This window comes from Pseudomonas bharatica CSV86 (assembly GCF_000319305.2).
In the GTDB taxonomy this organism is placed as follows: Bacteria; Pseudomonadota; Gammaproteobacteria; order Pseudomonadales; family Pseudomonadaceae; genus Aquipseudomonas; species Aquipseudomonas bharatica.
The window spans coordinates 280,851-306,197 of sequence record NZ_AMWJ02000002.1; the positions used below are offsets into that span (position 1 = coordinate 280,851).

Sequence of the window (25,347 nt, forward strand, 5' to 3'; positions counted from 1 at the left end):
CGGCATGGCCGGCGTGGCATAGGGAAAGGGGGCTGCTGTCGTGCTGGGTCATGATTGTCTCCCTGATCAAAACCCGCCAAGCCTCGACAGTTGCCCGGTACAAGTCAAGGCATGGCAAAGAAGCGATTGAAACAGTCTGCAACAAGCGTTGCGCCGGCCTCGTCGTTCAGGTGCAGGTGATGGCCACCGGGCAAGTGTTCCAGAGTGAAGGGTAGCTGCTCGAGCAGGCTCGTGTTGCGCGCCAGCATGCCGTCGTCGGCCACCACCAGGGCGGTCGGGCAGGCAATGCGCCGGACGAAACTCAGCGCCTGCTCTTCGCTCATGCGCAGCGGCGACGGCAGGGTCAGGCGGCTGTCGCTGCGCCAGCTGAAACCGCCGGGCACCGGCACCAGGCCGCGCTGGGCGAGGAGTTCGGCGGCCTCGCGGCTGACCGCGACCATGCCCTTCATCCGTGCTTCCACCGCCCGGCTCAGCTCGGCATACACCGATTTGCGCTTGCCCTCATGGCGCAACTGCGCCTCCAGGGCCATACCCATGCGCTCGGCGGCATCCTGCGCCGCCGCACCCGGCGGAATCACCCCGTCGATCAAGGCCAGGCGCTGGATCCGCTCGGGCAGGCTGCCGGCGAGGATCACCGAAACGATCGCCCCCAGCGAATGCCCGAGCAGGGAAAAACGCTCCCAGCCCAGTTGCCCGGCGACCCGCAGAACGTCATGGGCGTAATCCCACAGCGCATAGCCGGCGCCTGCCGGGCGGTGCCCGGAGTAACCGTGCCCGGCGAAATCCAGGGCGACGATGCGCAGCCCGTGCAGCCTGGGCGCCAGGCGGGCAAAGCTGTTGGCGTTGTCCAGCCAGCCGTGCAAGGCAATCACCGGCCGGCCATCTTCTGGCCCGTACAAGTGCGCGGCCAGTTCGATATGCCCCAGGTCCAGGCGGATTTCCTCGACGGGATGGCTCATGCCCGACGCTCCTGCCAGCGCTGGAACACCGAGCGGATCAGGCGTGCGGTGTCGTCCGGGCGCTCCAGCGGGAACATGTGCCCGCCGGCGACGCTGTGGTTTTCGCCCAGCGGCATGCGCCGTACCGCCTGGGCGTGGTGGGCGCGGACGATGCGGCTGTGGCTGCCGCGGACCATGGCCAGCGGCACCTTGAGCTTGCCGGGCGATGCCGGCCGGGTGTGCGGGATGCTGCGGTAGATGCGCATCTCGATGGCCGGGTCGAAAGCCAGGCGCAAACCCCCGCCTTCGTTCTTCAGGCCATGTTGCAGGTAGGCTTCCAGGCAGTCCGGGTCGAAGGCGCGGAACAGCGACTTGGAGGAGAAGTAGGCGCGGGCCTGGTCAAGGTCGTCGAAGGCTTCACGGCGGCCCTCGGTGCGCCCGGCCGGGGTGATCCGGTCAATGAAGCCCCAGCGCTTGGCCAGGCGGATCAGCCACTGGTCGGCAAGGGTCAGCACCGGCGAGTCGAGCATCACCACCCCGCGGTACAGCTCGGGGCAGCGCAGTGCGGCATGCAGGTGCAGCACGCCGCCAAGGGAATGGCCGACGCCCCAGACCGGTTCGCCTTGCCGTTCCAGGTGATGGATCAGCTCGTCCACCAGCAGCAGCCAGTTGTCCCCGGCCGGAAAGCGTGGGTCGTGGCCGTGCTGTGGCAGATGCTGGACCTGGTAATCCGGCGCCAGCCCGGCGAACAGCTTGCCGTAGGTGGCCGAGGGGAAGCCGTTGGCATGGGCGAAGAAGATCTGTTGCGACATTTTCGGACGGCCTGCTGCGGAAAAAACTGACACTGATTGTCCGCAACGGATGGGGATGGAGCAATGACCGGAACAGCCATCAGGGACGGCACTCCGGTCAGGAACCCCGTGTTGCTGCTCCGGGCCTAATCGCTGGCAAGCCCCCGGTGCTCAGAACCCTTCGAACGAGCGGTGCAGGCACGCCTGGATATAGGCCACCTGGTACTCGTAGGCCTCACGCACCTGATGGCGCTCCTGCTCGCAAAGCTGGGCCCGCTGCATAGCCAGGCAGGACACCTGAAGCATTTTTGCCATCTGCTCGCAGGCCAGCTGGAACTGCTGCAGTTGCTCGGACTCGCGGCGATCGCCGTAGCGCCGGACCAGCGCATCAAGGCGGGCATCGGCGGCGTCGTGCAACAACTGGAACTCGGCGAAGTCCAGGCGATAGCTGAAATTGCATTCATCGAGTACCTGGCGCAGGTCCGCTGAACAGGCTCGCATTCCATTACTTCCGATCATGGGGTTTCCTCGCAGGGCATGCTGCTCGTACGCCTCCACGCTAGCAATTCGGAGTGAGTGCAACAACTGACAAAAATATCAGGTCGGCGTATCGAAAGCGGGGGCGTGGTCACCGCACAAAATCTTCACAACTGATATTTTTGTCAGGTTTCAACATGAAGAAACGGGGATATAAGTGTGTCCGTACCGTCCCGGTCGCATCGATTTTCGAAGGAATCACACTGCACTTCCAACGTCAGGAGCTCACTTCATGTACGCATCCCAATCCCTTGGCAGCGCCCCGCCCCTTGCTCCGGTCCAGCGCGTGCCCACCCTGTCGGAAGCCCCCATCAGGCTGACCCTGCGCGAAACCGTGGTCCTGCAATGGAGCGCCGAAGGCAAGACGTCCTGGGAGATCGCCCATATCCTGCAATGCAGCGAGTCGGCGGTGAATTTCCACTTCTGCAACATCCGCCGCAAGTTCGGCGTGACGTCACGCAGCGCGGCGATGCTCAAGGCCCTTGATCAGGGCCTGATCAAGTTGCGCTGAACGTGGCCCAGGCCGGCCGCAAGCGGTCGGCCACGGGCCAGGGCGTCAGGGAATGAGCGTCGGCCTGAGGCTCGGAAAGTTTGGCGTCGCCTCGTACGGCCAGGTTTCACCGAGGTCGAAGCTGACGTAGACGCTCACACTGAATACTTCCCCGATCTTCAGCGACTCGAGAAACGCCTTGGGAATGACCACATCGCCTTCGGCACCGATCCCGCTGACCAGCTCCGCCTCGCTGACCCGATGGTCGTACAGGGCCCGGTGCACCAGGGTTTCACCCGCAGGGTCAACGCCACTGACCAGTATCCTGACCATCTGATCGGTGGTCATCAGCTTCCAGAACGCCAGGGTCAGGCGCGCGCCCGAGGCCGGCACCGCCGCCAGGCTGAGCCCCTTGCTGGTGTGGCCCTCGCACTGCACCGTAGGAAAGCCGTTGGACGGCACCTTGCTGACGCGCACCTGGCGCGGCGTCGAGGGCAGCACCTCGCCAGGCCCTCTTACCTCGTAATACAGCGTCACCGTCTTGCCGATCGACGCAATCACGCTTTCCCTGGGAACATGACAGAGCCGCGGATCGCCGTCCTTGTCCAGCAGGCCTTCGAAGTCCGCCACACTGCCGGGATCATCCCAATGCACCCAGACCTCTTCGTCGGGATAGATAAGCACTTGCCCGTCGAGCACGACCTGTATGCCGCTGCGCCCCTTCTCGGGATCGAGCACCAACTCCTCGCCGACGCCATCGGCCTCCACTACATCCAGCCACAGCAGTTCCCGCGGTATCGGCGTGGCACTGACCGACAAGGGCACCTGCCTGGAGGAAACACTGGGATTACCGGCGCGGTCCGTGACGTCGTAATGCACATAGCGCCGGCCATCACCCCGCTCGCGAATCAGATTGCCGTCGAAGACCAGCTCCAGCGGCTGGCCGATATCCTCGGAAGTGAGCGTGCGCGAGCCCGCCTGATGATAGGCGAAGGGCTCATCGTCCCAATACCAGGTCAGGGTGTCGCCGGGCCGTACCTCACGGTACTCCGGAACCTGCGCCACCACCCGGTCGTTGCAGGCCTCCAGATACTGCCAGGTAAGGCCGCCGTCGATGACCTCGGGCGGAAAGACCAGGGCGCCCTGCTCACCGCCCAGGATCGGCGGGGAGGTATCGATGGTGATGATGAGCGGCTGCGATCCCTGGGGCGAGCCATTGTAGAGCACCACCTTGTACTCCATGCGCTGCTGCCCTTCGGTGAGAAACTCGGTCGCCACCGTCAGGTGCAGATCTTCCGGCAGGACCGGCGTGGTCCAGAACTTGGTGGCAACGGTGGTGCCATTCCAGAACAGCTCCAGACTCTCGGGATGGTCCGGCGAGGGGTCGCTGTGCAGCCATTCCGGGACCTCGACCGCCAGCGGCACCTGCAAGTCATCGATATGCAGCAGATTGGGCTGGCCACCGTCGATATCGTCGAGCAGTGCGTCGACGATGGGTGGCGGGAGCAGGACCTGGGCTTCTTGCAACGGGGTCGACATCGGCAGCTCTCCTCAAGAAAGCGGATCGGTACCCGAAGGCTCGGGTGTCGCACTCCATTTAACGGCAAGAAGGGGATGGGCATAACTGACAGAAGTATCAGGTATCGGCGGCGGGCCGCAGTATTCAAGGAGCGAGCCTGGCGGCTCGCTCCCGCAGCATTACCAGCTATAGCGCAGGCCGACGTTGGCCCCCCATGGCTGCTCGACCTGCTCGCCATTGCTGTAGTCCAGGTCGACATGCATCTGCAGGCTCCGCGCCAGCGATACCGAGACCCCGGCCCCCAGCTCGCCACGCGATCCCGAGAGGTCATTGTTGAAGCGGTTGTCGTTTACCCGCACAGCGTTGTCGCTGGCGAACTCATGGGCATAGGCGACCCGTACATAGGGCTGGATCACCCGGCCCTCGCCCAGTTCGACATTACGCCCGAAGGTGCTGCCGACCTTGCCCAGCAACGAATGGGCGGTATCGCCATCGGCACGCATGCCGTTGTCGAGGTTGTAGCGCTTGCCCTGGATGGTCACGCCGGACCACTGGGTGTAAGGCTCGGCGAACCAGCCATTGCCCAGGGCGATATGCCGGCCGAATTCCAGCGAGGTACCCAGCGCGTGATTGTCGTAGTCGCCCTTGGTCCGGGTTCCGTCGCTGAGATTGACCGTGGCATCGTTCTGCAGGCGGTTGAACTTGAGCACGGCGTCGAAGTAGTAGCCGCTTTGCGGGTCCAGCCAGGTGGTGTACGCACCCAGGTAGTAGCTATCGACCTGTCCGCTGGAGCCACGGGCCAGATTCAGGTCCGAGTCGCTATAGCCGGCCAGCACACCCGCCAGCCAGTGGCCGTCACCGACCGGCAGCGGCGCATCGGCACCGAAGGACACGCCCTGCTGGGTCTGCTGGTAGGCGGTGCCCGACGAGGCGGAAACGTTGTATTTGTTGCCGTAGCTGCGCATCCAGGCACCGGCCTTGCCGCCATTCAGGCGTAGTTCACCCATGCGGCTGCGCAGGCTCGACAGCTCGCCGTACCACACGGTGGGCGCGGCATTGAACAGGCCGAGCACGGTCTGGGTCCCGGGGCTGATTTTTTTCATCGAGGCGTCCAGGTACCAGTTGTCACCGTCGCGAATCAGGTCGTAGGAAAATGTGCCAAGGTCCACCTCCCCGTTGAGCAGGGAGAAGCTGGCATCGCCACCGGCGATATGCACCACATGTATCTGCCCGTCGTTCAACGGATCGGCGCCACTGCTGCCGACCAGCAGCTTATGGTCGCCGCGGGCATCGCCGGTCACCTCGAGGAAATCGGTCTGCCCGGTGGAGAAGTCGGTATCCATGATGAAGGTGCCGTTGCCGGAAAGGTTTTCCACGGTCAGGCGGTAGAAGGCATCGGCCTCGCCGAACCGGACCGCGCCCCCGTCCATGACCAGGTCACCCACTTCATCGTTCTCGATCATGTTCCACTGGCCCTGGCTGGCCAGGGTCAGGCTGGCGACGTTTTCCAGAGCACCAGTCAGGGTGGCATGGTTCTGCAGGGTCAGGTTGGCGGTGGCGCCATCCTCGGCCACCACATTGCCCACCAGGTGGCTGTTGTCCACGGTCATGTTACCGGTCGAGCCGCTGGCGACCTTCAGCACGTTGCCGTCGCCGCCTGTCAGGGTCGAACCGTTGGCCACCACGATATCGGCGCTGACGCCCTGGCCTGCTCCCGTACCGACCAGGATCGCCGCATCGGTGCCACCCTCGACATGGGTGCCATCCAGGTGCACCGTGGCGCTGTCGGGAAGAGAGCTGTCCAGGCGGATCCGGATACCGTGGGTGCCGCCAATGATCGAACTGTTCCGGGCCGTGACCGAGCCGCCGAACATTTGGATGCCCTGGCTGGTGGCATTGGTGCCAGTCACCTGGGTGTTTTCCAGGAGCAGGTCGCTGTTGGCGGAAATCTGCACGCCGCTGCGGCCACCGGTGATGCTGCTGTCCCGCACGCTGGCGGTGGAGCCGTTGCTGCCCTGGCGCCCCAGGGACAAGCCTTCGGTTTCGCTGGTGATGGTGCTTCCCGAGATATCCGCCGAACCACTGCCAAGGAACACGCCGACGTTGATGCCGGTGGCGGTCACGGCGCTGCCGTTGAGGGTCAGCCTGCCGCCATCCTGGGTGACGATGTGCTCCGTCTGCGCGCCATTGGCGGTGAGATGGGAGCCACCGGTCACCAGGTAGCTGTCGGAAGGCGTTGTCGCATCGATGGTTTCGTCGCCGATGATCGTCCTGGCCATTGCATACTCGCTGCCCAGCACCAGCGGCGCGAGGGCAGCGAATTTCAGAATGCGAACCAGGGGACGCAGTTTGAACGAAGGAGTCTTGGTCATCATGAGAAGCTCTCGCAGGCTATGAAACGACGCGGTCAAACCAAGCTGGCGGGCAACCGGGTTCACTTCGCAAAGGCCGGCGAGACTACAGACGACAACCCAAATTTTATGTAGGAAAATTCCGAAAAATATAGCAGAGATTACGACGAGCCCCGCGCCCGCCGAACGCCCCGGGCGCGAGGTAACCCGGCCTGCTATGGCACGCGTTTGCGCTCAGGCATAGGGCAGTAGCCCGAGGGCACGTGCATGGAAACGGTCGCCAGGACCTCCAGGGATGTCACCGGTACACCATTCAACTCGAAGGAATACTTGGTGTAGGCCCGCCCATCGATCTTGCCCCCTCCGGGTTATAGGTCGGCAGGATGTGCTTGTCGTAGGGGTGCACGCGAATGACGAAGCCAGTAGCCGGATGCTCGGGACCGATGATGTAGTCCTGGGTGAAGATCGCGTCTTCGATGACCGCACCGGTGTCTTCGATGCGACTGTCCCAGGGTGTCCAGGTCACGGTAACGGTATCGCCATCCTTGAGCCATTTGCTCAGGTCGGGAATCCTGACCCGCACCGCCGGCTCGTCCGGATGGGGGTTGGCGAAGTCCTCGAACAGCGATTCGCAGACCAGCCAGCCTCTTTCAGGGTTGAGCCCCAGGTATTCGGGCGCTTCCGGAGTCAGGACGAAGGCGTCGACCTTCACATGGTAGGTCTTCGAATGCTGCTTGTTGTTCCCGTCTGGCGCGCTGATGCGGTAATGCACCGGCACGGCGGGACCATTGCCGACGTCCTGGATGATCTCCCAGGGAATCTCCACGCCGATCTCGTCGCCTGGTTCTTCGAAGCCTTGCAGCACGTACGTGTAGCCGAGGCGATCGCCCCAATAGAACTCGATGATCTCGTCCTTCGCCGCCGGTGCGTAGAGGATGATGTTCTGCTTGGCCGGCTGGCCGTTGTCTGCGGGGGTCAGTTCGTTGAACTGCTCGGAGACCTTGCCATAGGTATCGAGCTGGCCCAGGGCCGGGTTGACGGGGTCGGGCCAGGTCAGGTCCGGTTCGGGCCGCGGCGGACCGATATAGGAGAAGTCGACGTTGATCTTGATCTCCGGCGCATCGAACGGCACGGTGCCGCGCAGGATCCTGTAGCCGACACTGGTTTCCAGCTCGCCCACGGCGGTGCCGTACTCGGCCTTGAGGATGGCCGACGGTACGCGCACCGGCATCGGGAAATCCGGCACCGAGCCCAGCTCTTCCGCAGTCACCAGGCTGTTGCCCCACTTCACCTCGATGCGGTCTTTCGGCTTCCAGCCGACGTAGCCGGGAATGTTCACCACCACACCGATCCCGGCATCGGCCATGTCGATCAGGTTGTCGCCCTCGGCCAGGGGCACGGTCGGCGGCGCAAGGTCGGCCGGCAGGGTGCCCAGGGCAACGGCCACCGGCTGGTAGACGGCCAGGCGGCTGCGGTTCAGCGCCTTGTCGACCAGCATATAGGTTATGTAGCAGCCGCCGTCCCCCACCTCGCGGATCAGGTCCGTCCTGACCTTGAACGTCATCGGATCGCCCGTCACCTCGAAACGCCCGCCGATCGGTACATCCATCGGATCGTCGGGAATGGGGTAAGTCGCCCACCAATAGATCAGTTCATCATGTGGCTGGCGGTCGTCATACTTCGGCAGGGTGGCGGTGATGCCATCGGGGTTGTCGATCAGGGTCTGCTCGCTGATGAAACCCTCGGGCATGATCAGCTTCGGCGGCTCGTGCGGGCGCCAGGGCTCGGTGTTGTCGACCACCACGGTGAGTGCCAGCGACATCTGATAGGAACCGTTGTAGTGCTTGACCCTGTAGGTGATATCCCAGGCGCCATCCGTCTGCATGACCTCGGGCGGCACGTGCAGGGTCAGCGGAAAGTGCGCGGGGAACGGCGGCGCCAGTTCGGTCTCGTCGACCGTTTCGTAGTGGGTGGTGCCAGCGGGTGCCCACTGGATGAACACTCGCTCACGGTCATCCGGATGGGCAGGGTCAGGCAGGGTCCAGGCCTGCATGGTAACGGCCAGCGGCACCTGCCGGGCACTGCTGAACAGGGTGTTGTCGTTGGCGTCGGCGATTACCCCGGCGGCCAGCGTCACCGGTGGCAGGTCCGTCGTTTCGTTACGTCGGTCCATTTGTGCCTTGCGGTAATCCCTGCGTGCCTGCTCTGCGATTCGTTGCTGTTCTGACTGTGACATTTCGGTCACCCCTCTCCATGTGTCCAGCCATTCGCTGACACGGCGGATGCCGCTCCGGACCGAACAGCCGTGGGGCCATTTAATACCTCCGGAAGGATTGGCGTAACTGACAGAAATAACAGGTGCGCCAAGCGCACGAAGCAGAAAAAGGCCGCCCCGAAGGACGGCCACGAAGGGAGGGTGAGCAGGTCAAGCCAGGCAGACTCACGGGCTCGAGGATTGATATCCGCGATTCCAAGATCCACCGGAATTACGTATCGCTCCGGCACGCGCTCGCCCCGACAGTGGTATACCGTTTTTATCGGTCAGCCCTTGCTTGTAACTTTGCAGATCCGGCGGCTGCTTGTAGGCATCTTCAAAAAATTCTTTACGCCTCGCCAGGCTCTGGTCCAGCTCGCTCGCCTCCTTCATCGACTGCCGATCCTTGGCCTGTTGCTTGGCCGAAGTGTTGCTGCTGATACTCTGCTTGATACTGCCGTTCACCGGCGTTTCCGGAGCGTCGCCGGGCGCCGGCAGGTTTTTGCTGTTCCCCTTCGCCCTGTAGGCCGAATACCCCAATCCCAAGGCCATCACGCCGGAAAATGCAGCCACGATGCTCCAGTCGGCCTGGGCACGACCTTTCTTCGTGGCGGCCATGATACTGGCATAGGCAAAGACGGCGCCGGAGAGCAGAGAACCGAACAGATACCAGGCGTTATGCCCCGTCGGATCACTCGCATTCACCGGATCGCCCTTGCAATAGGCATAGGCATTCGGGCCTCCGCGGCGAAACGGGCTCCATTCGTCAGGGCTGCAGAACTTCTTCAGGACGGGTCGGTAGAACCGGTAGCCTTTCCCAGCAGTTGCCCACCCGCCTCCTCGTCCAGTTCGCCGTTGAAGGCCAGGCGGGCTTGCACCCGGGTGCTGCGATGGCCGTGTGCGGTATAGGCCATGTCGGTGGTGCCCTCGCCGGCCAGGTGCTCGCTGAGCACGCTGTTCTTATGGTCGCAGCCCAGCAGCAGGCTGATGTCGCCTGCCTGGTGCTCCGCCAGCAAGTTGCCTGCGCCGCGCATGAAGGTACTGCCCTGCTCGCCCTGGAGCAGGTTGGCCAGCTCCTCCTCGCGGTAGAAACGCTGCTCGGCGCCCTGGGCACCGGACAGGCTGGCCAGGCGGTCGAGTGGATCGTAGCGGTAGCTACCGGACAACACGCCATTGCCGTCGCCAACCCCGAGCAGGCGCCCGAGGGCGTCGTAGCTCAATTGCCGGGCCTGTTCGTCACGCACCAGGTTGCCGTCCTCGTCGTACTCCAGATCGATGCGCTGCGGATACGCTTGATCGCTGTTGATCACATGGGTCAGTTGGGTTGGATCGGCGGGATTGTCGTAGTGGTAGTCGGCACGGTTCTGACCGCCGGGGAACACTGTCATTACCCGGGTGATGTTGTCCATCCCGTCGAAGCGGAACAACTGCGCCTGCACCGCCTGGCCGTAGGCGTCCAGGGGCGGCGAGCCATCGCACTGATAGTCGGTCAGGCGATTGCGCTCGTCGTATCCGTAGCGCTCCTCGCGCAACAGCGTACCCCCCTCGTTGTGGATGCGCTTGGTCAGGCGATCCACCGCGTTCCACTCCTGGGTCAGATGCTGGACCAGGTCGCCGAAGTCGAAGCAGCGAGAGGTCTCCCGGGAGAAGTCGTCGTAGCCGATCTGCACATGCAACTGCCCGCCGTTATCGTTGGTCTTGATGCACTCCAGTTGCCCCAGGCCGTCATAGTGGAAGGTCGAGGTGGTGGCCCCCAGCACGGTACACATCAGGCGGCCGGCCGTATCGTACTCGTAGGTCTGGGTCTGCCCGAACACATCGGTATAGCTCAGCAAGCGCCCGCGCAGGCTGTACTCGTATTGCATGCCGTACTCCTGGCCATCCTCGCTGCGCGTCTCGCTTTTCAGCTCGCCGGTGCTGAAGTATTCGCGCACCAGCGACTGGCCCTGCTCCGTGCAACTGACCAGGCGGGCGTTCTTCTTGTCGTACACATAGTCGGCCGCCACCTCGGGCGACAGTTCGCGACGCGTTGGCTCATCGCCCAGTTGCGGCAGGTACTCATAGGCGATCACCGCGCCGGCCGGGGTGGTCACCGTGGCCGGCTGCATGCGCCCCGGCTTGTAGGTGAACAGGCGTTCGCGGCCGCCGGTCACCGAGCTGGTCATCCGCGACAGGCCGTCGAAGTGCTGCTGACCAAGCTCGACGTTATCGACGCTGATGTGGGTCGGCAGGTCTTCATCGCTGTGGGTGACGAAGCGTCGGCGGACCACCGCCAGGCCCGGCAGGACGTTCTCCACCAGACGGTCGAAGGCGTCGTAATCGTAGAGGGTGGTCTGGTCAAGACCGTCCACCTCGCGTCGGGTCCGGCCCAAGCCATCGTAGAAATACTCGTGCAGGCTGATCCGCGCCGGCTCGGACTCGGTATCGAAGCGCTCGACCCGCGCTGGCTTGCCGAACAGGTTGACGCGGGTCACGGTCTGTCCGCTGACCTGCTCGCCGTCGATGCTTTCCCGCCAGGCCCGGCTGATCGGCCCGGCCCAGTCGGGGCTGCCAATGGGATCGTTTTCTTCGAACACCACCACCTGGTCCGGCCCTGTGTCGCTGAGCTGCTGGCCCCAGTCGTCATAGGTAAAGTGGTGCACCAGCGGCAACTGCTCCTGCAGCAACCAATCGAATTCGCACTCCTCGACCTTCTGCCCCAGGCCGTCGAAACGTGCGGTATAGGTGGTGCGCCAGGCAATGGCGTCGCTGTCGGCGCCGTCGACGTCCTGGCGCTCCTCCAGGATCGGGCGATTAAGGCCGTCGACCGTGGTCCGGGTCTCGACGTTCTTGACATCGGTCATCACCTGGACCGCCCGCTGACCGTCCAGCCGGGCCAGGGCGTAGGTATAGTGGCGGGTGGCTTCGTAGGAGGTATCCGGGGCCACGGTTTCGGACCTGATTCGGCGCAGGGTGTCATAGCTGTAGCGGATCACCACATCGTCATCGTCGTGGGTCTGCACCGGCTCGCCGATCAGCAAGGCATGCTGGAGCACCAGAGTCTTGCTGGTCTTATCGAAGCCGGTCAGGGTCTCGGTGGTCTGCAGCACACCCTCCGTGGCCAGCACCTGGTAGTGATAGTCGGTAAAGGTCGGCTGGCCATTGTAGGTTTCACTGTCGCTGGCGAGGCGTCCGTGCAGGCTGGCATCGTCCGGCGTGTTGAAGTGTTCGTGGCGGGTTTCCTTGAGCAAGGTCGCGCCGTCGCTCAGGGTTTCGCTCTCCAGCGCCAGCCAGGCGTTCTTCTCCACCGTGGCCAGGGGCTCGAAGCGAACGTAGCGGTATTGGGTGCGCAGCACCGGCGCATCGCAGGCGCCACCAGGGGCCGGAGTGACCACCTGCTCCTTGAGATGACGGACGAAGCCATCCGGATCCTCGGGACAACCCTCCTCCCCTGCCGCCTTGTACCAGGTGCTGGAGGTACTTACGCCATCGGGCCGGACTTCGAGGGTCGGGTTGCCATCGAGGTCGAATTCGCTGATCTGGGTCTCGGTGCGGTGGCGGCTCGGCTCGCCGTCGATCCACCAGCGGGTTTGCACCGAGCGCGGCAGCTGGAAGTTCCCCGGCTGGTTATCGAAGTTGGTGTCCAGGGCGTGGTAGGTGGTGCTCACGGTTTTCACGCAACGCCCCTGGCGGGTCTCCTCCTCGGTCATCAGGTGGAAACGGTTGAAGGTGTACTTCACCGTGCGCACCACCTTGCCATCGAGCAAGTGGCTGGCGACCGAGCCGTAGTTGTAGGTGTAGTCGACCTTGTACAACTGATCGAGACCATCGTCCTGCCAGTTGATCGAAGAGCCGTTGCCGATGAAGTTCTCGGGCGTGTAGGTATAGGTGGTTTCCTGCGCTGCCAGGCCCGGGCCAGGCACGATGGTGTGGCGGGTCACCCGCGGCAGATTGGGCCGCCCGGTGTTGCCCGGATACGGATGGCCACCATCGAGGTATTCAAGGGTTTCGCTGCCGCCCAGCGGCGTGCCAACCGACTTGACGCAACTGATGCCGCGGACCGTCTCGTAAGTCAGGCGCCAGGATGCCAGCTCCGGCACCGGCAGCACGATCTCGCTGACCCGGCCACCACTGAGCTTCATCACGAAGCGCGACAGCGGCTTGTCATCGAAAGGCGGCAGCAGCAGCCTGACCTCCGAGCTGTCACGCACCAGGCGCAGCAGCTCGCCACTGGCGTCAGCGATGCTGGCCAGGCGATGGGTCGTCTCGAACACGGCGTAGCTCAGTTTGACCGCGTGCCCGCTCGGCGCCAGGATCTCGCTGGGCAGGGCGATGCGCTGGGAGCCGCTGCCAAGCTCCTTGAGTACTTCCACCAGGCCACTTTTGTGCACGATGCGCCAAACCCCATTGCCCTCGTCGAAGAAGCGGAAGGTATCGAGCTTCTTCTCCTTGATAGACGGCTCCTGACCATCACCGGTGACCTTGTAGCTTTCCCCGGTATGCAGCGACAACATGTTGTTGACCGGGTTGAACTCGCTCAGGCGCAGGTTCCAGCCCAGGCCGTAGCCGCTGTCGAGCAGGTTGAGCGGATTGAAGTCGAGCTTGATCGGCACGTTCGGACCGATCAGGGCGTTGGCCTTGAGCTCGGGCAGGTCGATGGACAGGGTGTACTGCCCGGTCCTCGGATCGACGCTGTTGTTCATGAAACTCATGAAATTGAAAGCGTTGGAACGCACGGTGGAAGAAGTGGTCATGGGCTTGGTCCCCAACGGAGAAAGAGCAAGTGGCGCGGGCCCCGGTCGCTGGCCCGCGCCGCCTGGATTGCAGAGCGGTTACTGGATCTTGAGGACCAGCGTGTTGCGGCTGTCCTCCTTGGTCGGTGACTCGTAGCCCACCGCCAGCCGATGGCGATTGCCATGTACATCCAGCAGGACGAAGATCACCGGTTTGTCCAGCTTCTCGCGGAAGCGCTTGTTCGGATCGCCTTCGGCCATGTCGTCGTACCAGAACCGCATGTCCGCCACGCGGTGGTTGCTGACCAGCAACTGGCCCGGGGCCGGTGTGAAGTCATCTTCGAACTCCTCGCGGATCGCAGTGCCCAACGCCTCAAGTCCCAGCCTCTGGAAGTAGGTGTCGAATGACAGCCGGGGCGGCCGCTCGTCGTACCCGGGGAAGTTGTACGGATAGAAGCAGTAGCCGGTGTAGCTGAAGAAGGTCTCGGAGATCTGCTCGCTTTCCCACTGCATGGTCGAGGTGTTTTCCTCGATCTGCAGGGTAGCGAAAGGTATCGGCCGGCCCAGGCTCTGGTAGATGATGTACCAGTAGTCCACCGACTCCATGTAGTAAGTGAAATCGTCGCCGCTGCCGGGGTCGTCACCACCAACAGGGCCCTGCCAGACCCGCTCGCGCACGATGTTGAAGTCATGGCCCGGACCGACCTCCGGGTCCACGTAGGGTGGAGGAACCCCGATCAGCTCGATGGTGGTTTCCTCGTCACCTTTACTCGTCGACTCCCAGACTCCGCCGAACTTGTCGGTGAAGCGCACGAAGAACTTCTGCGTGTCCCGAGCCGTCGTATGCAGGTACAGCTCGCGGAACCTTGTCCTGCCGTTGCGCGGCTCCGGCACGGGCTGGCGCTGCAGTGGGCCGGCCGCCGTGGCGGGGAACAGGGCGAAGCGGTTGGCGTACTTGTGGGTGAAGGTCACCTCCCCACTGCCGTATTCGATGCCTTCCTGCTCGTCAGCGAGAAACTCGATGTCGTCGCCGGTGTACATGTCTGCCAGGCGGATCGACGCAATCTCGCCATCGGTCAGGGGAATCTCGTACTGCTCACCATCGAAATCGACGGTCGTGGTCTCCACCTCCACCACCAGGGGAATCTGCTGGTAGCCATTGGCATAGGCGCGGGTCAGGTTGTTGGGCGCCCTGATCTTGAAGGTCTGAAGCGACGACCAGTGCGGCAGTTCCCTGCGGGCCGACAACTGCACCACCGCGTAGCCGGTGGCCAGGACCCTGTCGTCATAGACCAGCTGGCAGAGCACCAGGCTGATCACCGAAGTGGCCTTGTCTGGCGGGGTGAATACACCGTGGGCGTCCACGCTGCCTTCGCCGATCACGCTCCAGCGCTGGTACTGCGCCTCGATATCGGTGCTGAACGCTGCCGTCTGGCCACGGGCGATGGAGGGAACGAACACCGGCTCTACCAGCGCACCCGGGCTGCCGCCCAGCACGATCATGGTCGACTCGATGGTCTCGCCGCTCAGCTTGTCGCGGCACTGGATCTTCTGCACATTGATCAGCGTATCGACCTTGTCCGGCGGCGTGTAGACCGCGTGCCCCGGGCCCTGCACCTGCAGGCTGCCGATGCCCGGCGCGAGCAGCGTCCACTCCAGATCGCCGCCACTCTGGCTCGCAACATGGATATCCACCGGCTCCCGCCCGCTGAGCATGGACTGCGCCCGGGGCTGCACGCTCATCAGTTCGAAGCGGCCGAGAACCATGGCCGAGCTTTCATAGGTCGTGTCATTGATCCTGTACTTGGCCGTGACTACGGCAGGCACGCTGTCCTGGCCCATGCGCTTTTCCGCTGGCGCGGTATAAAGCCCGCTGCTGCTGATGCTGCCTGCGGAGATCGGGCTGCCCAGGCTGCGCGTGCTCCACTGCACATCCGGTACCAGGCTGCCATCGGCGGCGCGCACCCGGAACTGGCGCTCCTGGCCCGGCTTCACCGCCCCCAGCAACGGCTCGATGACCGCGCTCTGCTGCGCCGGCTGGATGTTGCCCAGCACCAGCAGATCGTGCGGCTCATGACGCCCGTTCGGGATTTCGCTGAACAGGTTGCGCGCCGGGAAGCCCAGGCGCTCGATCATCTCCAATGGACGCTCGCCGACCCAGTCGCGCAGTTCCGCGTTCAGCACCAGCGATGCGCTATACAAGGGCTCGCCGCCCTTGCTCATGTCACTGGGGATCAGGTAGGGGAAATCGTCGTTGTGCGCCGGCTCGCCCCCGTTCTCGTCGATGCCCTTGAGTCGGGTGAACAGCAGCAGCGCACCGTCACCGTCGGTAGAACCGGGCGCCGGCTGGGTGTACACATGGAATTCCGGGTAAGCGGATTAAATGGTTGATCTTACCTTTGCATGAGAGTGAGACAGACCGGCATCTCATCGGATTATCTGGTTGATGCTTCACCTACTGCTGGTGCATGTTTCCTTCGCTAATTCCAGCAAGAACCCCACACGCCTCAACTTCCCGGTCATCGTTGCAACTCGCTCTCAGTGAAACGAGTTGTTTCTCAAGCGCTTGCAGAGCGGTTATCTGCGACCGCACATGAGAGATGTGATCATCGAGCAAGGCGTTGACGGCGGTACAAGGCTGATGAGGGTCGTCCTCATAGCTCTGTAGTTCGTGAATCTCAGCCAGTGACAGGCCCAGGATTCTGCAGCGACGGATGAAGGCCAGCCCCTCACCATGCTTCTCGGTATAGACACGGTAACCGTTGTCCTGCCGATCAGGCGGCGGCAACAAGCCCTGCTGTTCATAGAAGCGGATCGTCTGTGTTTCGACCCCTACCAACTGCGCCAACTGACCAATGCGCATCAGCCTCCTCCCCAACGGATTCTTTACTCTATTGACCTTATAGTAGCTTTATAGTTTTAAATGGTACCACAACATTGTTCAAGTGGAGTCGTATCATGAGCAAATCCTGTGGTGGCGCCTGTGGCGGTGATGCAACGTCCGCAGCGGATACCGATATACAGGCCTCCTCCGAGGCGCCAGGGAGATGGGTCAGTGTTTATGCCGTGCCGAAGATGGACTGTCCATCAGAAGAACGAATGATTCGCCTAGCCCTGAACGGCTTTGAGGAGATTCGGGCGCTGTCCTTCGACTTGTCGAACCGCCGGCTGAAGGTCGTGCATGACGGCGAGGTCGAGCCCGTCACCTCGAAACTGAAGACCTTGGGGCTAGGCGCCTCGCTTCAGGAAACCGTCGCTGCAAATCCGGAGACCATCAAGGCCGCCGAGTTTTCGGCAGCTTCTGCTAAGCAAGAATCCGGGACCCTGCGCTGGTTGCTCGGCATCAATGCACTTCTGTTCGTGGTGGAAATGACTGCCGGTCTGATCGCCCGGTCCACCGGCCTGATTGGAGAATCCCTGGACAATTTTGCCGATGCGGCGGTGTACGGGCTTGCCCTTTATGCGGTTGGACATAGCGTGAAAATGCAGGTACGTGCCGCGCATCTTGCTGGTGTACTGCAACTGATCTTGGCTGTGGGCGTGCTCGTAGAGGTGGTGAGACGCTTTGTATTCGGTAGTGAGCCTGAATCGCTGGTGATGATGGCTATCGCATTCGTCGCATTGATTGCCAATACCAGTTGTCTGCTGCTCATATCCAAACATCGGGAAGGCGGGGCGCACATGAAGGCAAGCTGGATATTCTCGGCCAACGACGTGGTGATCAACCTGGGGGTCATCACCGCCGGCGCCCTGGTCGCGTGGACCGGTTCCAATTATCCGGATCTGATTATCGGCACCATCGCGGGGGGCATTGTACTTAACGGTGCCAGACGCATTTTGGCGTTGAAGGGTTAAATAATGCTCATTATTGGCAAAAAGCTCTCGCCGTATGCCCTATTGTCCATATCGGGCCTGCTGGCAGCGTCTGATCAGGCTGTAAAGTGGCTGGTGCAGCAATCAATGGCCTATGGCGAGTATGTTTCGGTGACCCCGTTCTTTAACTGGGTGCACCTATGGAACACCGGTGCCGCATTCAGTCTTTTTGCGAATGGTGGAGGCTGGCAGCGCTACTTTTTTATCGGAATCGCGGTAGTGGTCTCGATTTTTCTGATCAAGCTGATCCTTGAAAATCGTCATAAAGGAGAAGCCATCGCTTACAGTCTTATCCTCGGTGGCGCCATGGGCAACCTGATTGACCGGGTCTTTCGCGGCTATGTTGTGGATTCCTTTGATTTCTATTGGCGAGACTGGCATTGGCCGGCCTTCAACCTGGCTGATATTGCAATTGTCCTCGGTGCCTTACTTTTCGTTTCCAGCAGCTTGTTGGGTAAAAAAGCAAACACCAATGCCGAGTCGGATGGATCTGACTGACACCTACGCCTATACAACACCATGACCGAACTTCCCGACAACATCCTTCACCTGCCGCAATACCAAGTACTGGGCTGCAAATCAACCGACGACGAAATGCACTTCCAGGTGGACGTGCCCGATCCCATCGCCTGCGAGGAATGCGGCGTGCAGGGTGAGTTCGTACGGTTCGGCAAGCGTGACGTTCCCTATCGTGATCTGCCCATCCACGGCAAGCGGGTCACTCTCTGGGTGGTCCGCCGCCGATACACCTGCCGGGCCTGCAAGACAACATTCAGGCCCCAGCTACCGGAGATGGTGGACGGATTCCGTATGACACTGCGGCTGCATGAGTACGTGGAGAAGGAATCCTTCAACCACCCCTACACCTTTGTGGCGGCACAGACCGGCCTGGACGAGAAGACGGTGCGCGACATCTTCAACGCCCGCGCCGAGTTCCTGGGGCGCTGGCACCGCTTCGAGACGCCCCGCATCCTGGGCATTGACGAGCTATACCTGAACAAGCGCTACCGCTGCATTCTGACCAACATTGAGGAGCGAACCCTGCTCGACCTGCTGGCCACCCGCCGCCAGGACGTGGTGACCAACTACCTGATGAAGCTGAAAGACCGGCAGAAGGTCGAGATCGTCAGCATGGACATGTGGAACCCCTACCGGGCAGCGGTCAAGGCTGTGCTGCCCCAGGCCCGTATCGTGGTCGATAAGTTCCATGTGGTGCGCATGGCCAACGATGCCCTAGAGAGAGTGCGCAAGGGCCTCAGAAAGGAGCTGAAACCGTCCCAGAGCCGGACTCTCAAGGGAGACCGGAAAATCCTGCTGAAACGCGCTCACGAAGTCTCAGACCGGGAGCGCCTCATCATGGAGACCTGGACAGGCGCGTTCCCGCAACTGCTGGCCGCCTACGAGCACAAGGAGCGCTTCTACGGCATCTGGGACGCCACCACACGGCTCCAGGCAGAAGCCGCCCTGGACGAGTGGATAGCCACCATCCCGAAGGGCCAAAAGGAAGTCTGGAGCGATCTGGTCAGGGCAGTGGGAAACTGGCGCGAAGAGACCATGACCTACTTCGAGACGGACATGCCCGTCACCAACGCTTACACGGAGTCCATCAACCGACTGGCCAAGGACAAGAACCGTGAAGGGCGCGGTTACTCCTTCGAGGTGATGCGGGCACGAATGCTCTACACCACGAAGCACAAGAAGAAGGGGGTATACGGATTTAATGGTTGATGGGGCACCTTTACCCCACCAACCTGATACCATTATCAGATGGTTGATAGATCGACTCCGTAGTTGAGTTCCTCTGCGAAGTCCGGCAGTCCGTAACCGATGGTTTTCTTGTAGAAAGGAGAGACCTTCGCAGTCGGTGCCTTCTTCTTGTGCTTCGTGGTGTAGAGCATTCGTGCCCGCATCACCTCGAAGGAGTAACCGCGCCCTTCACGGTTCTTGTCCTTGGCCAGTCGGTTGATGGACTCCGTGTAAGCGTTGGTGACGGGCATGTCCGTCTCGAAGTAGGTCATGGTCTCTTCGCGCCAGTTTCCCACTGCCCTGACCAGATCGCTCCAGACTTCCTTTTGGCCCTTCGGGATGGTGGCTATCCACTCGTCCAGGGCGGCTTCTGCCTGGAGCCGTGTGGTGGCGTCCCAGATGCCGTAGAAGCGCTCCTTGTGCTCGTAGGCGGCCAGCAGTTGCGGGAACGCGCCTGTCCAGGTCTCCATGATGAGGCGCTCCCGGTCTGAGACTTCGTGAGCGCGTTTCAGCAGGATTTTCCGGTCTCCCTTGAGAGTCCGGCTCTGGGACGGTTTCAGCTCCTTTCTGAGGCCCTTGCGCACTCTCTCTAGGGCATCGTTGGCCATGCGCACCACATGGAACTTATCGACCACGATACGGGCCTGGGGCAGCACAGCCTTGACCGCTGCCCGGTAGGGGTTCCACATGTCCATGCTGACGATCTCGACCTTCTGCCGGTCTTTCAGCTTCATCAGGTAGTTGGTCACCACGTCCTGGCGGCGGGTGGCCAGCAGGTCGAGCAGGGTTCGCTCCTCAATGTTGGTCAGAATGCAGCGGTAGCGCTTGTTCAGGTATAGCTCGTCAATGCCCAGGATGCGGGGCGTCTCGAAGCGGTGCCAGCGCCCCAGGAACTCGGCGCGGGCGTTGAAGATGTCGCGCACCGTCTTCTCGTCCAGGCCGGTCTGTGCCGCCACAAAGGTGTAGGGGTGGTTGAAGGATTCCTTCTCCACGTACTCATGCAGCCGCAGTGTCATACGGAATCCGTCCACCATCTCCGGTAGCTGGGGCCTGAATGTTGTCTTGCAGGCCCGGCAGGTGTATCGGCGGCGGACCACCCAGAGAGTGACCCGCTTGCCGTGGATGGGCAGATCACGATAGGGAACGTCACGCTTGCCGAACCGCACGAACTCACCCTGCACGCCGCACCCCTCGCAGGCTACTGGTGTAGGTGCTTCAAGCCGAAAATGTATGTCTTCATTCTGCTCATCAGAATCCACCAACTGGTACCCAGGAAGGCTTAACGAATTAATCATCTCCCGCCTTGATCAGAAAAACAGGTAGGTGGCGTAACCGGCAATCATCGCCATAGCAAAAATGACTGCTAAAAACGCCGCTAAAAGCTTCAGCGTGAACAAAGAGCGCAACAGAATGAGCTCAGTCAGGCTGGCTCCGGCACTGCCGATGATCAACGCTAGCACCGTCCCGGCACCCACGCCTTTGGCCATCAGAGCCGCTGCCAGAGGTATGACGGCTTCAGCGCGAATATACAACGGCACGCCGATGACAGCGGCAACTGGAATGGCAAAGGGATTATCTGGGCCTGCATACTGCTCCAATAAGTCAGTGGGCATGAAACCATAGATCACGCTGCCAATCGCAATACCGATGAGCAGGTAAGGCAACACATCGATAAAGTCCGACCAAGCTTCCCGCCACACACCACTGTACTTCCCTTCTTTCTTAACCGTGACAGTGGGTTGACTGTCACAGCATTCGCTAGACGTAGAGACTGTTGTCTTCCTATCAGCCCCGCAAGAAGCCGTCTTCGGAGTGGTGTCGCAGCTGTTGGTGCCGCAACTCGATGCGGTCGATGTAGCACTGCACGGGCTTGCTGATGAACTACATCCACTGCTCTCTTGTGTCGCCGTCCGGCGCACATAACGCTCGAAGCCAAGCGTGTGAAGCAGCCATCCGGCACCTACCGCGACCACCAAAGCGGCGAGCACATAGATAGCAGTAAGTGTCCATCCAAACGTGGCAACCAGCAGGCCGACGACGATAGGATTCAGCAACGGAGATGAGAAAAGAAACACCATCATCGGCCCAAAACCGGCCCGTGCCCGAATCAACCCTTTCAACATGGGGATAGTCGAGCAACTACAGAAGGGCGTTATAGCTCCTAAACCAGCAGCAAGAAAATAGCCTCGCTTCCCACTGGAAGTCAGTAACGCTTCCACCTTGGATGGTGGGATGTGACGTTGAAGAACTCCGACCAGCAAGCTAATGCCAATGAATAAAACCGATAGCTCGATAGCGAGAAAGGCGAACATGCCTAGAGCGTCTTGGAGTTGAGATGACATTCAATATTACTCCTATATTTCTAGTATTGTCGAAATGATGTACGCAGCCTACTTGCGTTTATCCGACCTGTCAACTATAATTCTAGAAACATCGAATTATTGGGGCGTGCTATGGATCACGAAAAGGTTGCAGCCAGCTTAGCTGAGCTAGGGAATAGTCACCGACTGTCCGTGTTCCGCTTTCTGGTCAAAGCTGGCCATGATGGGGCTTCGGTCGGAGATATCCAGAAGGGGCTGGGTATTCCTGCTTCGACGCTATCACATCACCTTGCGCGCATGGCCAAGGTAGGGCTGATCCGGCAGGAGAAACATAGCCGCACGATTGTCTGTATACCCGAGTATGGGCACCTAGAGAATTTGATCGGTTTCTTACAAGAGGAATGTTGTGCAGGTGTCCGGATTGCGCATGAACCAGAACCGCTTTGACGCTTGCCCAGCTCTCGCTGTCCTCCCTAGTCAGCATCGCTATGAAGACTCAGGCGAAGGTGGAAACAGAAAATTGGCAGTAGAGTAGGCTGAAGAGGATCAATCAGATAATCCGCTGAGAAAGATTTTCTTCTTTACATCTTTGGCATTTTATCAACCAGAAATTCCGGATACCCGAAGAAGGCACCGACTGCGAAGGTCTCTCCTTTCTACAAGAAAACCATCGGTTACGGACTGCCGGACTTCGCAGAGGAACTCAACTACGGAGTCGATCTATCAACCATCTGAGGGTGGTATCAGATTGATGGGGTGAAGGTGCCCCATCAACCATTAAATCCGTATACCCGGAATTCCCTGGGGCTCAGGGGTTGTAGCCATTAAGGTCCACCAAGCCCATCTCGAAGATGCGCAAGCTGCGCGGCTGCCGCTTGATGAAGTCGAGCAACAGCCCGCCCATGGCTTTCTGCGCCCGCTCTTCGACCAGCACGTTGCACAGCGGTTTTTCCCCCTTTTCCAGGTCAAGGACGAAGCGACCACGGCGGTCGACATCGCCGATCAGCGTCGAGAGGTCAAGGTCCATGGCCAGGGTGAACCCGTCGGCCTCGCTGAAATCGAAGCAGGTCAGCAGCCGCGGCATGCTGTCCATCAGGTTCTGCACCAGGCTGAAGCTGCCACCGATCACCTCGACCGACAACCTGACCCGGGCCATGGGCAGCGCTGCCGGTTCGAAGGAAATCCGTGGCGCACCGAAGGTCAGGTTCTGGAAAGTGGCGAGCATGCTTTGCTCATCGGTCAGCGACACCGTGCCACTGAACGGCGGCATCAGGCGGAAATCGCTGAGCCCGCTGACGTATTGATGGCGCAGCAGGTGGTTGATACGGTCGCGGCTGAAGGCGGCGATGGCGCCCCAGCCGAGGGTGACCGGCTTGTCGCGCATGCGCGCCAGCAATGCTTGCAGGGTATGTTCCGACATGATGGTGACTCCCTCTCAGGGCTTGCCTGGCTTGTGCTCCAGGCATTTGGCCTGGACTTCGAGCGCCTGTTTGATATCAAGCAACGGGATCGGCAGGATGATGTGGCCCCTGGACTTGAAAGGCCCCATTGCGTAAAGCGCCTCGATCACGGCGAACTTGTGCTGGCCGGCTGGATCGATCTTGAATAAACCGTCGGAGCTGATCGTTCCGGAACCGGCAACCAGCGTGAGCGTCATGTATTCGTCCGGGGGCACGTCCTCCATTTCATGCCTGAACGTCAACTGCACCTCGTCCGGATTGTCGGTCTTCTCGTATTTAATAGTCAGGCTGCCCTGGACGTGGGTCACCACAACGTAGCTGGACACCTTGGAGCCCGTGCTCTTGTTCTCCACCACCACTTCCTCGACGAGGATATGGACGTCCTTCTTCGGCCCGGGCTTGAACGCCTTGTCACCGAACTCGACGTTGCTCGGCACGATCTCCGAGCCGGAACTGGGGTCGGCGATCGACCAGACCAGCTCGCCGTCACCGAGGGTGCCCGCCGACATTTCCCGGAGCACCCCGCTGTCCACCCCATGGACACCACCAGCGGGTTGAGGGCAATGTCCCGGCTGACGATGCTGACCAGCGCACTCTGGCGGTAGTCGCCCACCGTGGCCGTGACCCTGACCCGGGTGAAGCTGCCATCGAGCTCGCTCTTCTTCGGCGCGGTATACACTCCGCTGGCGCTGATGCTGCCGACCTTGTCGGACGAACCCGGGACCTTCTCCACCGACCAGGTAACACCGCTGACCGGCGGCACCGTCTTGAACGTCACCTGGCCTTCGGGGCCGACCTTCTCGTCCATGGGCGTGATGGAGAAATGAGTGAGGGAGGGAGAGACATCACCGATCAGGAACATATCGCGAGGCTGGTGTACGTCCTTGAGCACTACCACGTTGTCGCCCCTGAACAGGATGCTGTTGAGGCGAAATATATCGATGGCCGACGCTGGTTCCGAGAATCTCGCCAGGGTGTCGAACAGCCGCTGCGTCAATTGCGGCTCGAGGAGATCGGTGATCTCCCCGAAGTTTTCGATCACCGGAGGATAATCATGCACACCGGGACTCACCTTCAGGCGCTTCATCGGGGTCTCGTCCAGAGCCACCAGGCTCACCATGCCCGTCGCGCTGTCCAGCCGGGGTTCGAATGAACGGATGATGTGCCAGGACGCATCGGCCCAGAAGTCCTGCATCTGGTCATTTTGCAGGAAGACTGTCAGGCGCAGCCGCGAAAAGCCTTTCCAGTCCAGCGTGATACGGTCGTCGCTGAACTTGCAGGTCAAGACTACATCATCGTCGGCCAGCGGGAAGGCGAGCACTCGGGCGGTGATCTCCTTGAAGGTCGCGCTGCTGCCGGTGATATCGGGCCCACTGGCGACACCTCGCAATACCCGCATATGATCGACGATGCCTTCCTGATAGCTGACCAGTTCGAAGTCATATTCGCTGCCGTCATCGGCCAGGGCCCGGCAGCCCTCGGAAAAGATCCTGGCCATCAGGAAGTCGTGGCCCAGCAGCATGCTGGCAGAGAAACCATCCGGGATCAGGTACGGCTGGTCTTCGTCCTTGACCGCGATCTTGCCGTTCTCCTGGCCCAGGGTGGTGATGTACACCAGCACCGCCCCCGCACCATGCCGGATGGAATTCGGATCCTTGCCTCCGGGCGCCGCATGGGTGCGGATAAAGAACTCCTGGGGCACCAGGTACTGGCCAGGAACCACCTTGAGCTCGTTGAGTACGTGGATCTGCTGGTCCTCCGGCAGGCCCTTGAAATACTCATTGAGGAATTCCCCGCCGATCTTGCGTTCACGGTCGGTCGCCGCAAAGGTAAGCATGATGACTTCGAAGGTTTTATTGAGGTCGAGGTAGATCTTGCCATCCTCGCTGATCAGCCCCTCGGTTGCCTCGAGCTCGATGTCCATGTACACCAGCGGTCCCTGCAGGGCATCGATGGAGCTGATCCCGGCCACCTTTAGCTGGCCGGAGTCCGACTCCTCCAAAGACACCTGCGAACCGCCGATGACGTGCATGGTCAAGCGGGCTTTCGATCTGGCGATGGTGGCGTTTTCGAAGGACAGCCGCCCGGCATCGAGGATGTAGTCGTAGGTCAGCTCGCGGGTCTTGCCCGAGGTCGGCACGTCCATATTGATGGGTTCCAGGTAGGTACCGGCGGTGAAACGCTCGATGTACTCCTGGAGCAGTACGGCATTGGTCTTGGCCCGGTCGTAAGCGACGATGCAGTTGAAGCCGCCGGTCCGCGAACCGCCGCGCAACCACTCAAGCATGTCGTCAAGGGAAGCTTTGGATTCCATGGTGTGTATCCTCTTTCGGTGCAGGGCTGCATAAGCAGGCG

At 61.3% G+C, this 25,347-nt stretch carries 19 protein-coding genes and 2 pseudogenes; 5 read left to right on the forward strand and 16 right to left on the reverse strand.

The window, feature by feature from the left end; genetic code table 11:
• Positions 1-104: 104 nt before the first annotated feature.
• From CSV86_RS14965 to CSV86_RS14975, 3 genes are all read right to left on the reverse strand, one after another.
• The gene (locus tag CSV86_RS14965; RefSeq protein WP_009397084.1) at positions 105-959 is read right to left on the reverse strand and encodes an alpha/beta fold hydrolase; all 855 of its coding nucleotides are present in this window, start codon (positions 957-959) and stop codon (positions 105-107) included.
• The gene (locus CSV86_RS14970) at positions 956-1,750 is read right to left on the reverse strand and encodes an alpha/beta fold hydrolase (RefSeq protein ID WP_009397085.1); all 795 of its coding nucleotides are present in this window, start codon (positions 1,748-1,750) and stop codon (positions 956-958) included. Before CSV86_RS14970 ends, CSV86_RS14965 begins: the two co-directional genes overlap by 4 nt.
• Positions 1,751-1,900: 150 nt before the next feature.
• Positions 1,901-2,230: a hypothetical protein gene (locus CSV86_RS14975; protein ID WP_009397086.1), complete on the reverse strand. Its 330-nt coding sequence runs from the start codon at positions 2,228-2,230 to the stop codon at positions 1,901-1,903.
• Between the two features lie 268 nt (positions 2,231-2,498).
• On the opposite strand from CSV86_RS14975, the gene CSV86_RS14980 reads away from it, so the two are divergent.
• The gene (locus tag CSV86_RS14980) at positions 2,499-2,777 is read left to right on the forward strand and encodes a helix-turn-helix domain-containing protein (RefSeq protein WP_009397088.1); all 279 of its coding nucleotides are present in this window, start codon (positions 2,499-2,501) and stop codon (positions 2,775-2,777) included.
• Positions 2,778-2,822: 45 nt separating this feature from the next.
• Here the strand turns inward: CSV86_RS14980 and CSV86_RS14985 are convergent, their stop codons facing one another.
• The 8 genes and pseudogenes from CSV86_RS14985 to cadR all read right to left on the reverse strand — a co-directional run bounded on the left by CSV86_RS14985 (position 2,823) and on the right by cadR (position 16,455).
• Entirely contained in the window at positions 2,823-4,295 is a 1,473-nt protein-coding gene (locus CSV86_RS14985) for a hypothetical protein (RefSeq protein ID WP_009397089.1), read from the reverse strand.
• 159 nt (positions 4,296-4,454) lie between these two features.
• Positions 4,455-6,647, reverse strand: a complete 2,193-nt coding sequence (locus CSV86_RS14990) for an autotransporter outer membrane beta-barrel domain-containing protein (RefSeq protein ID WP_037059587.1) — start codon at positions 6,645-6,647, stop codon at positions 4,455-4,457.
• A gap of 292 nt (positions 6,648-6,939) precedes the next feature.
• Positions 6,940-8,862 carry a hypothetical protein gene (locus CSV86_RS14995; RefSeq protein ID WP_170394829.1) on the reverse strand — a complete coding sequence of 641 codons (1,923 nt, stop codon included), beginning with the start codon at positions 8,860-8,862 and terminating at the stop codon, positions 6,940-6,942.
• A 204-nt stretch (positions 8,863-9,066) separates the two neighbouring features.
• The gene (locus CSV86_RS15000) at positions 9,067-9,585 is read right to left on the reverse strand and encodes a hypothetical protein (protein WP_009397092.1); all 519 of its coding nucleotides are present in this window, start codon (positions 9,583-9,585) and stop codon (positions 9,067-9,069) included.
• A gap of 33 nt (positions 9,586-9,618) precedes the next feature.
• Positions 9,619-9,669, reverse strand: a pseudogene (locus CSV86_RS33420) (hypothetical protein); the annotation flags it as partial.
• Entirely contained in the window at positions 9,666-13,613 is a 3,948-nt protein-coding gene (locus CSV86_RS15005; protein ID WP_009397094.1) for an RHS repeat domain-containing protein, read from the reverse strand. The pseudogene CSV86_RS33420 and the gene CSV86_RS15005, both read right to left, overlap by 4 nt.
• Before the next feature lie 78 nt (positions 13,614-13,691).
• The gene (locus CSV86_RS15010) at positions 13,692-15,950 is read right to left on the reverse strand and encodes a hypothetical protein (RefSeq protein WP_170394832.1); all 2,259 of its coding nucleotides are present in this window, start codon (positions 15,948-15,950) and stop codon (positions 13,692-13,694) included.
• Positions 15,951-16,047: 97 nt separating this feature from the next.
• Entirely contained in the window at positions 16,048-16,455 is a 408-nt protein-coding gene (gene cadR / locus CSV86_RS15015) for a Cd(II)/Pb(II)-responsive transcriptional regulator (RefSeq protein ID WP_009403731.1), read from the reverse strand.
• Positions 16,456-16,550: 95 nt separating this feature from the next.
• On the opposite strand from cadR, the gene CSV86_RS15020 reads away from it, so the two are divergent.
• The 3 genes and pseudogenes from CSV86_RS15020 to CSV86_RS15030 all read left to right on the forward strand — a co-directional run.
• Complete coding sequence (locus tag CSV86_RS15020) at positions 16,551-17,447, forward strand: cation efflux transmembrane domain-containing protein (protein WP_004364974.1); 897 nt, start codon at positions 16,551-16,553, stop codon at positions 17,445-17,447.
• 3 nt (positions 17,448-17,450) lie between these two features.
• Positions 17,451-17,963: a signal peptidase II gene (lspA, locus tag CSV86_RS15025; protein ID WP_003821921.1), complete on the forward strand. Its 513-nt coding sequence runs from the start codon at positions 17,451-17,453 to the stop codon at positions 17,961-17,963.
• Positions 17,964-17,984: 21 nt separating this feature from the next.
• Positions 17,985-19,169 (forward strand): annotated as a pseudogene (locus CSV86_RS15030) (ISL3-like element ISPpu12 family transposase); the annotation flags it as partial.
• Between the two features lie 59 nt (positions 19,170-19,228).
• Here the strand turns inward: CSV86_RS15030 and CSV86_RS15035 are convergent.
• The gene (locus CSV86_RS15035; protein ID WP_000610830.1) at positions 19,229-20,506 is read right to left on the reverse strand and encodes an ISL3 family transposase; all 1,278 of its coding nucleotides are present in this window, start codon (positions 20,504-20,506) and stop codon (positions 19,229-19,231) included.
• A gap of 12 nt (positions 20,507-20,518) precedes the next feature.
• Positions 20,519-21,523 (reverse strand): permease, encoded by a 1,005-nt coding sequence (locus tag CSV86_RS15040; protein ID WP_040363373.1) that lies wholly within the window; start codon positions 21,521-21,523, stop codon positions 20,519-20,521.
• Positions 21,524-21,664: 141 nt separating this feature from the next.
• Between CSV86_RS15040 and CSV86_RS15045 the strand changes: the two genes are divergently transcribed.
• Positions 21,665-21,979, forward strand: a complete 315-nt coding sequence (locus CSV86_RS15045; protein ID WP_000349485.1) for an ArsR/SmtB family transcription factor — start codon at positions 21,665-21,667, stop codon at positions 21,977-21,979.
• Between the two features lie 361 nt (positions 21,980-22,340).
• On the opposite strand, the gene CSV86_RS15050 is transcribed toward CSV86_RS15045, so the two are convergent.
• Genes CSV86_RS15050 through CSV86_RS15060 form a run of 3 tightly spaced genes read right to left on the reverse strand, consistent with a single transcriptional unit; the run spans position 22,341 to position 25,306 of the window.
• The gene (locus CSV86_RS15050; protein ID WP_170394839.1) at positions 22,341-22,952 is read right to left on the reverse strand and encodes a hypothetical protein; all 612 of its coding nucleotides are present in this window, start codon (positions 22,950-22,952) and stop codon (positions 22,341-22,343) included.
• Between the two features lie 15 nt (positions 22,953-22,967).
• A complete protein-coding gene (locus CSV86_RS15055) occupies positions 22,968-23,345 on the reverse strand; it encodes a hypothetical protein (protein ID WP_170394841.1) in 378 nt (125 codons plus the stop codon).
• The gene (locus CSV86_RS15060) at positions 23,297-25,306 is read right to left on the reverse strand and encodes a hypothetical protein (protein WP_170394844.1); all 2,010 of its coding nucleotides are present in this window, start codon (positions 25,304-25,306) and stop codon (positions 23,297-23,299) included. Before CSV86_RS15060 ends, CSV86_RS15055 begins: the two co-directional genes overlap by 49 nt.
• Positions 25,307-25,347: the final 41 nt, after the last annotated feature.

Coding starts and splice junctions, on each gene's coding strand:
- cadR (WP_009403731.1), bottom strand. CDS start 16,455: ATGCGCATTGGTCAGTTGGCGCAGTTGGTAGGGGTCGAAACACAGACG.
- CSV86_RS15005 (WP_009397094.1), bottom strand. CDS start 13,613: ATGACCACTTCTTCCACCGTGCGTTCCAACGCTTTCAATTTCATGAGT.
- lspA (WP_003821921.1), top strand. CDS start 17,451: ATGCTCATTATTGGCAAAAAGCTCTCGCCGTATGCCCTATTGTCCATA.
- CSV86_RS14985 (WP_009397089.1), bottom strand. CDS start 4,295: ATGTCGACCCCGTTGCAAGAAGCCCAGGTCCTGCTCCCGCCACCCATC.
- CSV86_RS14975 (WP_009397086.1), bottom strand. CDS start 2,230: ATGCGAGCCTGTTCAGCGGACCTGCGCCAGGTACTCGATGAATGCAAT.
- CSV86_RS15050 (WP_170394839.1), bottom strand. CDS start 22,952: ATGTCGGAACATACCCTGCAAGCATTGCTGGCGCGCATGCGCGACAAG.
- CSV86_RS14980 (WP_009397088.1), top strand. CDS start 2,499: ATGTACGCATCCCAATCCCTTGGCAGCGCCCCGCCCCTTGCTCCGGTC.
- CSV86_RS14995 (WP_170394829.1), bottom strand. CDS start 8,862: ATGTCACAGTCAGAACAGCAACGAATCGCAGAGCAGGCACGCAGGGAT.
- CSV86_RS15020 (WP_004364974.1), top strand. CDS start 16,551: ATGAGCAAATCCTGTGGTGGCGCCTGTGGCGGTGATGCAACGTCCGCA.
- CSV86_RS14990 (WP_037059587.1), bottom strand. CDS start 6,647: ATGACCAAGACTCCTTCGTTCAAACTGCGTCCCCTGGTTCGCATTCTG.
- CSV86_RS15035 (WP_000610830.1), bottom strand. CDS start 20,506: ATGATTAATTCGTTAAGCCTTCCTGGGTACCAGTTGGTGGATTCTGAT.
- CSV86_RS15040 (WP_040363373.1), bottom strand. CDS start 21,523: ATGTTCGCCTTTCTCGCTATCGAGCTATCGGTTTTATTCATTGGCATT.
- CSV86_RS14970 (WP_009397085.1), bottom strand. CDS start 1,750: ATGTCGCAACAGATCTTCTTCGCCCATGCCAACGGCTTCCCCTCGGCC.
- CSV86_RS15060 (WP_170394844.1), bottom strand. CDS start 25,306: ATGGAATCCAAAGCTTCCCTTGACGACATGCTTGAGTGGTTGCGCGGC.
- CSV86_RS14965 (WP_009397084.1), bottom strand. CDS start 959: ATGAGCCATCCCGTCGAGGAAATCCGCCTGGACCTGGGGCATATCGAA.
- CSV86_RS15045 (WP_000349485.1), top strand. CDS start 21,665: ATGGATCACGAAAAGGTTGCAGCCAGCTTAGCTGAGCTAGGGAATAGT.